A 6,265-nucleotide genomic window follows, 5' to 3' on the forward strand; every position below is an offset into this window, starting at 1 on the left:
CCCTGAAAATTGGCACACGTGGCTCACCCCTCGCTTTGGCGCAGGCGTATGAAACGCGGGCCCGACTGTCCAAAGCCTTCGATCTTCCGGAAGAGGCCTTTGAGATCGTTGTGATACAGACGACGGGCGACCGCGTACTTGATCGCCCGCTCAAGGATATTGGGGGCAAGGGGTTATTCACCCGCGAAATCGAAGAGGACATGCTGTCAGGTAAAATTGACATCGCCGTGCACTCAATGAAGGACATGCCTGTGCTTCAGCCGGAGGGTTTGCTGCTTGATACCTACCTTCCGCGGGAAGACGTGCGGGACGCGTTTGTGTCGCCGCATCACTCGGGCCTTGCGGACCTGCCAGAGGGCGCGGTTGTAGGCTGCTCTAGCCTGCGTCGCCGGGCGCAATTGGCCAACCGTCGTCCAGACGTTCAACTGGTTGAATTTCGTGGTAACGTGCAGACGCGCATGAAAAAACTCAATGATGGCGTCGCGGTTGCGACCTTCCTTGCAATGGCCGGACTAAATCGTTTGGGCATGGATGACGTGCCGAAAACCGCCATCTCTGAGGACGACATGCTGCCCGCCGTAGCACAGGGTGCCATCGGCATTGAACGTCGCGCAAACGACAGCCGCGCGGCCGCGATGCTAGAGGCGATCCACGACATCCCCACAGGCCAGCGCCTTGCGGTGGAACGCAGCTACCTTGCCGCGCTCGATGGCTCCTGTGAGACCCCCATCGCGGGGCTTGCCATTCTGAACGGTGGGACCGTCGACTTCCGGGGAGAGATCCTGCGGCCAGATGGGTCTGAGATCATCGTGGACGCAGAAAGCGGTGCGATTGAGGACGGGGCAGAGATTGGCCGCGCCGTCGCGGCACGTATGCGCGCCAGCGCCCCTGACGACTTCTTTAGTTGGTTAACGGCCTAAAACCTGCGTTTACCAAATAGGCCTGCCCCAAGGGCGAGCCTAGGGCACCACCTTGCCCGGGTTCATTACATTGTCCGGGTCCAATGCGCCCTTGATCTGGCGCATCACGCCTAAAGCCACCGGTGATTTATGCCGCGCCATTGTCGACAATTGTGACCGCCCGACACCGTGCTCAGCCGAAATTGAGCCCCCCAACGATACGGTCACCCCATCGATAACTGCACGGACGGCATCCAGATGCGCAGGATCGTCTCGTGTTGGGTAAACAGCGTAATGAAAATTGCCGTCACCCAAATGCGCCACCGTAATATCGGTCGCTTCTGCATCCAGCTCGGCCAAACGCGCTTTGACCTCGGCCTCAAACAAGGCGACCTTCTCAAGCGGCACGCATACGTCAGTATCCACGATCGGTAGCTGCGTGAACTTGATCTCGGCCGACGCCTCTCGGATCGCCCAGATCGTGCGGCGCTGCGCCTCAGACGCGGCTAGTGTTGCGTCTAGGACGAGGCCATCTTCCATCAGCTGAGCCAACGTTTCGGCCAGTGGCGCGTCCATATCAGCGCCGCCCAGCTCCACCATGATCGTACACTCACCCGTCTGCAAAGGCACCGTCAGGTCGGGCCGATGTTGCGCCAAGCGTCGCATAAAATTGTGCGGCATATATTCAAACGCCTCAACCGCACCGCCACTGGCTGCCTGCAAGGCACGCAGGATTTTCAATGCGGCCCCCAGATCCGGCGCGGACAAAAGCGCGGTGGCGTACCCGACTGGCTTGGGAAACAGTTTCACGACCGCCGCAGTGATGATGCCCAGCGTCCCCTCGGCCCCGATGAAGAGATCGCGCAGATCATAACCAGAGTTATCCTTGTGCAGTTCGGTCATCATATCGAGCACCTCACCGCTGGCCAAAACAACCTCTAGCCCCAAGCACAGCCCACGGGTCGAACCATAGCGCACCACGTTTGAGCCACCCGCGTTGGTCGACAGGCACCCGCCGAGCCGCGCCGAGCCCTTGGCCCCAAACGACAGAGGAAAAATCAGGTCATGGGCATCAGCCGCGTCATGCAAAGATTGCAACACCACGCCCGCCTCAACCACAGCGATGCGAGCATCTGGTTTGATCGTGCGGATACGGGACATACGCTCTAGCGAAAGCATGACTTCGCCCCGGGCTTGGGTGCCGCCCACAAGGCCCGTGTTGCCGCCTACTGGCACAATCGCACCCCCTGCATCGGCCACGGCACGCACGACTGCCGCGACCTCAGCGGTATTGGCTGGGCGCACCACACACAGCGGCTCAGACGGGTAAACGCCTGTCCAATCACGGCTGTAGGCCGCGCAATCTGCGCCCTCCAGCACGTGACTTGGCCCCACGATGGCCCGTATCGCGTCGATCATTTTGGCCCCCTATGTGGTTTGGGTCGCAAATGGGTCTTGACGTACCCGCGCCCGCCCCGTAATTGGCGCGTCACGGCGGTATAGCTCAGTTGGTTAGAGCAGCGGAATCATAATCCGCGTGTCCGGGGTTCAAGTCCCTGTACCGCCACCACACTCCCCTTTTTCTGATACTAGCACACGCCTCTCATCGCGCCTTTTGCACGTTGTAAATACGTCACCCGAAATCGCGCGCTAGCTTGCGCGCGCTAGCTTGCGCGCGCATCCAGCAAGTTGGTCAGCCAATCGGGGTCCATCTCGGGCACGGAGGACAACAGAAGTTGCGTGTAATCCGGGTAGGGCGGCTCTAACACTTCGCTTTTCAGGCCCTGTTCAACCACTTTGCCTTCTAGCATCACGACAATCTCATCGCTGATCGCTTTGACGGTGGCGATGTCGTGGGTGATGAACAGGTAGCTGTAGTTGAACTCTTTCTGCAGGCGCAGCAGCAGCTTTAGGATACCTTCCTGCACGATCTGATCCAACGCGGAGGTAACTTCATCGCAGATGATCAACTCAGGCTCAGCGGCCAACGCGCGGGCGATACAAATCCGCTGCTTTTGACCGCCGGACAGCTCCGACGGAAGCCGGTCGAAAAAGCTATCGTCCAGCTCAATCATTTGAAGCAATTCGGACACGCGCGCATCACGAGCGCGCCCCTTTAAGCCCAGATAAAACTCAAGCGGTCGGCCGATGATCTCACCCACAGTTTGTTTGGGATTCATGGCGGTATCGGCCATTTGATAGATCATCTGGATTCTTTGCAGTTGCGCGCGACTGCGGTTTTTCAATTGTGGTGGAAGCGGCTCACCGTTGAACAGGACCTCGCCCTCGCTTTGCGGCAACAGGCCAGTAATGACACGGGCGGTTGTGGACTTGCCCGATCCGCTTTCGCCGACGACGGCGACGGTTTTACCGCGGGGCATCGTGATCGACACGTCGTGCAGAACCTTCACCACGCCGTAGGCCGCGTCGACGCCTTTGACCTCTAGGATCAGATCATCGCTGGTTTCCTCGGGTTTTTCCAAACCGCGTACGGACCAGAGAGACTTAGTATAGGGCATCTCGGGTGCGGTGAGCATTTTGCGCGTCTCGGCCTCTTCGACCTCTTCGCCATAGCGCAGGACTTTGATCACGTCGGCCATTTGGGCCACGACCGCAAGGTCATGGGTAATGTAGATCGCGGCGGTGTTAAACTCTTCGACGATCTTGCGCATTGAGGCGAGGACCTCGACCTGAGTGGTCACGTCCAGCGCGGTTGTCGGTTCATCAAAGATAATCAGATCAGGGCGCGGCGACATTGCCATCGCAGTCATCACACGCTGCAATTGCCCGCCTGAAACTTGGTGGGGATAGCGCGTGCCAATATTGCTGGGGTTGGGCAGTTGCAGTGCATCATACAGCTCAACCGCGTCCTCGCGGGGGTTGCCGTTCGGCGATAGGCCCGCGCGGTTCGTGGCTTCAACCGTTTGCTCGATCAAGCGGTGCGCCGGGTTGAAACTGGCGGCCGCTGATTGAGCGACATAGGCGATGCGTGTGCCCCAAAGAGGGCGTTTCTGCGCCTCAGACATGGAGGCGAGGTCCATACCGTCAAACAGGATTGAGCCACCGGTCAACTTGCAGCCCGGCTGGGTATAGCCCATCGCAGCTTTGCCCAGCGTGGACTTGCCCGCACCACTTTCACCGATCAGGCCCATGACCTCACCCCGGCGGAGTTGCAGGTTCACGCCCTTGATGATCGGGTGCCACCGTTCGTCCGAAAACCCGTCGATCCGGATGTCGCGCATATCAAGAAGAAGATCAGAGGTCATCGCGCAGCCCGGAGGTTTGTTGCAGGAACCAGTCCACGATGAAGTTCACCGCAACCGTCAAAAGTGCAATGGCCGCAGCCGGCAAAAGCGGAGTGAACGCAGCGCGCAGGTCAAACTGGGCGAACTGGATGAGTGACGCGTTTTCGCGCACCATCGACCCCCAGTCCGCAGTCGGTGGCTGAATACCCACCCCAAGGAACGAAAGCGCCGCAATTGTCAGGAACACAAAGGAAAACCGCAGGCCGAACTCGGCGACCATGGGTGGCAAGATATTGGGCAAGATTTCGCGGCGCATGACCCACGCGAGGCCTTCGCCGCGCAAGCGCGCGGCCTCGACATAGTCCATCACCACAACGTTCGCGGCGACCGCACGGGTCAAGCGGAACACCCGGGTACTATCCAACACCGCGATGATCACGATCAGCGACCACACCGTAGAGCCAAAGATCGACAGCAGCATCAGCGCAAAGATCAGCGATGGAATGGCCATCAACACGTCCACCGCGCGGGAAATCAGTTGGTCCAACCACGAACGGTTAATCGCCGCGATCAAGCCAAGCGATCCACCGATTGCAAAGGCCAAAAACGTCGTCGCAAGCGCGATCCCGATAGTGTTGCGCGCGCCATAGATCAGGCGTGTCAGGATATCACGCCCAATTTGATCAGTGCCGAACCAATGCTCATCTGACCACGGCGCATAGGCCGCAAATGAGCTGTCCGCCTCACCATAGGGTGCGATGAGCGGCGCAAAGACGGCGACGGTCAGATAGAACGTGACAACCAACAGGCCAAACCATGCAGAGATTGGGGCCTTGCGCAGAACAATCCATGCCCGCTGCGTGCGTGTCCGGCGGACCCGCACGGCGCCGACTTCGGCACTGGCGGTATATGTTTCGGGGGCGTCGCTCATCGGGGGTGCAAAAGCCTCGGGTTTGTGATGATGCCGATGATGTCGGCAATCAAGTTGAGCAGGATATACGTACCCGCAAAGATCAGCGCGCAGGCTTGCACGACGGGGATGTCACGCGTGGTGACGGCGTCGACCATCAATTGGCCGATGCCGGGATACACGAACACAACTTCAACCACGACGACGCCCACCACCAGATAGGCAAGGTTAAACGCAATTACCGTTGCAATCGGCGCCCAAGCATTCGGCAGGGCATGACGCAAAATGATCTCTCGCGGGGTGGCCCCCTTGAGGCGAGCCATCTCAATATAGGGCGACGCGAGGAGGTTTATGATAGCCGCCCGCGTCATCCGCATCATGTGCGCCACGATCACCAATGTTAGGGTCATCGCAGGCAGTGCCACGCGGTACAAACGCTCGCCCAGCGGGGTGTCAGCCTGCACATTCGCAAGGCTCGGGAACCACGGATTGATGGCCGCAAACACCAAGATCAAGATGTAAGCCACAAAGAATTCCGGTGTCGCAATCGTCGTAAGTGTCGTCACGTTCACCGCACGGTCATAAACCGACCCGCGATACAGTGCGGCCGTCAAACCCAGCAACAACGCAAGCGGTACCGCAATCATGGCGGTCACACCGGCCAGAAATAGCGTGTTCCACAACCGAGGCCCCACCAGGTCAACTACCGGGCGGGACCGATCCACCCCAGAGGATGACCGCCCCGAAAAGCTGGTGCCCAGATCACCTGTCGCGACGGCACCGACCCATTGGAAGTAGCGCACCACTGCGGGCTCATCGAGCCCCAGTTCATCACGAAAAGCAGCCACGGTTTCTTCGGTCGCGGCTTGTCCGAGAACAGCCTCGCCAAAATCACCCGGCAACATGGAGATACTGGAAAAGATGATCGCGGAGACCACGAACAACGTTGCAACGCCCAAGCCAAGCCGCTTGAGAACCGTTTTGAATACTGGATGCACTAGGTGCGTTCCCCTTTTGCGCCGCTCTGTGGCAGCTTTATGCCACATCATTGGTGTACAACGAGAAATTGTAAACAGCCTATCTGCGACCACCATCTTAACAATTACGACATTTTCCGGGAAAGCCCCTTCACAGTTGGGAATCCTCTGATACCATCGCGCGCAGACGTCTCCGGGCGGTGTGCGACCGGCACACGGCATAACGTATGAGAC

At 59.0% G+C, this 6,265-nt stretch carries 5 protein-coding genes and 1 tRNA gene; 2 read left to right on the top strand and 4 right to left on the bottom strand.

Annotated elements, in window-relative coordinates; translation table 11 throughout:
* The first annotated feature begins 2 nt into the window (after positions 1-2).
* Positions 3-920: a hydroxymethylbilane synthase gene (gene hemC, locus AC4GMC_RS16695; RefSeq protein WP_487880529.1), complete on the top strand. Its 918-nt coding sequence runs from the start codon at positions 3-5 to the stop codon at positions 918-920.
* Between the two features lie 39 nt (positions 921-959).
* Here the strand turns inward: hemC and AC4GMC_RS16700 are convergent, their stop codons facing one another.
* Positions 960-2,318: an FAD-binding oxidoreductase gene (locus tag AC4GMC_RS16700; RefSeq protein ID WP_487878749.1), complete on the bottom strand. Its 1,359-nt coding sequence runs from the start codon at positions 2,316-2,318 to the stop codon at positions 960-962.
* A 74-nt stretch (positions 2,319-2,392) separates the two neighbouring features.
* Here AC4GMC_RS16700 and AC4GMC_RS16705 point away from each other — a divergent pair.
* A tRNA-Met gene (locus AC4GMC_RS16705) sits at positions 2,393-2,469 on the top strand.
* A gap of 94 nt (positions 2,470-2,563) precedes the next feature.
* On the opposite strand, the gene AC4GMC_RS16710 is transcribed toward AC4GMC_RS16705, so the two are convergent.
* From AC4GMC_RS16710 to AC4GMC_RS16720, 3 genes are read right to left on the bottom strand one after another with little or no spacing between them, the layout of a single operon-like run.
* The gene (locus AC4GMC_RS16710; protein ID WP_487879348.1) at positions 2,564-4,165 is read right to left on the bottom strand and encodes an ABC transporter ATP-binding protein; all 1,602 of its coding nucleotides are present in this window, start codon (positions 4,163-4,165) and stop codon (positions 2,564-2,566) included.
* Positions 4,155-5,075 (bottom strand): ABC transporter permease, encoded by a 921-nt coding sequence (locus AC4GMC_RS16715; RefSeq protein ID WP_487879347.1) that lies wholly within the window; start codon positions 5,073-5,075, stop codon positions 4,155-4,157. The genes AC4GMC_RS16710 and AC4GMC_RS16715 overlap by 11 nt, the downstream gene beginning before the upstream one ends.
* Positions 5,072-6,052 (bottom strand): ABC transporter permease, encoded by a 981-nt coding sequence (locus AC4GMC_RS16720; RefSeq protein ID WP_487878830.1) that lies wholly within the window; start codon positions 6,050-6,052, stop codon positions 5,072-5,074. The genes AC4GMC_RS16715 and AC4GMC_RS16720 overlap by 4 nt, the downstream gene beginning before the upstream one ends.
* Positions 6,053-6,265: the final 213 nt, after the last annotated feature.

The organism is Thalassobacter sp., from assembly GCF_982993085.1.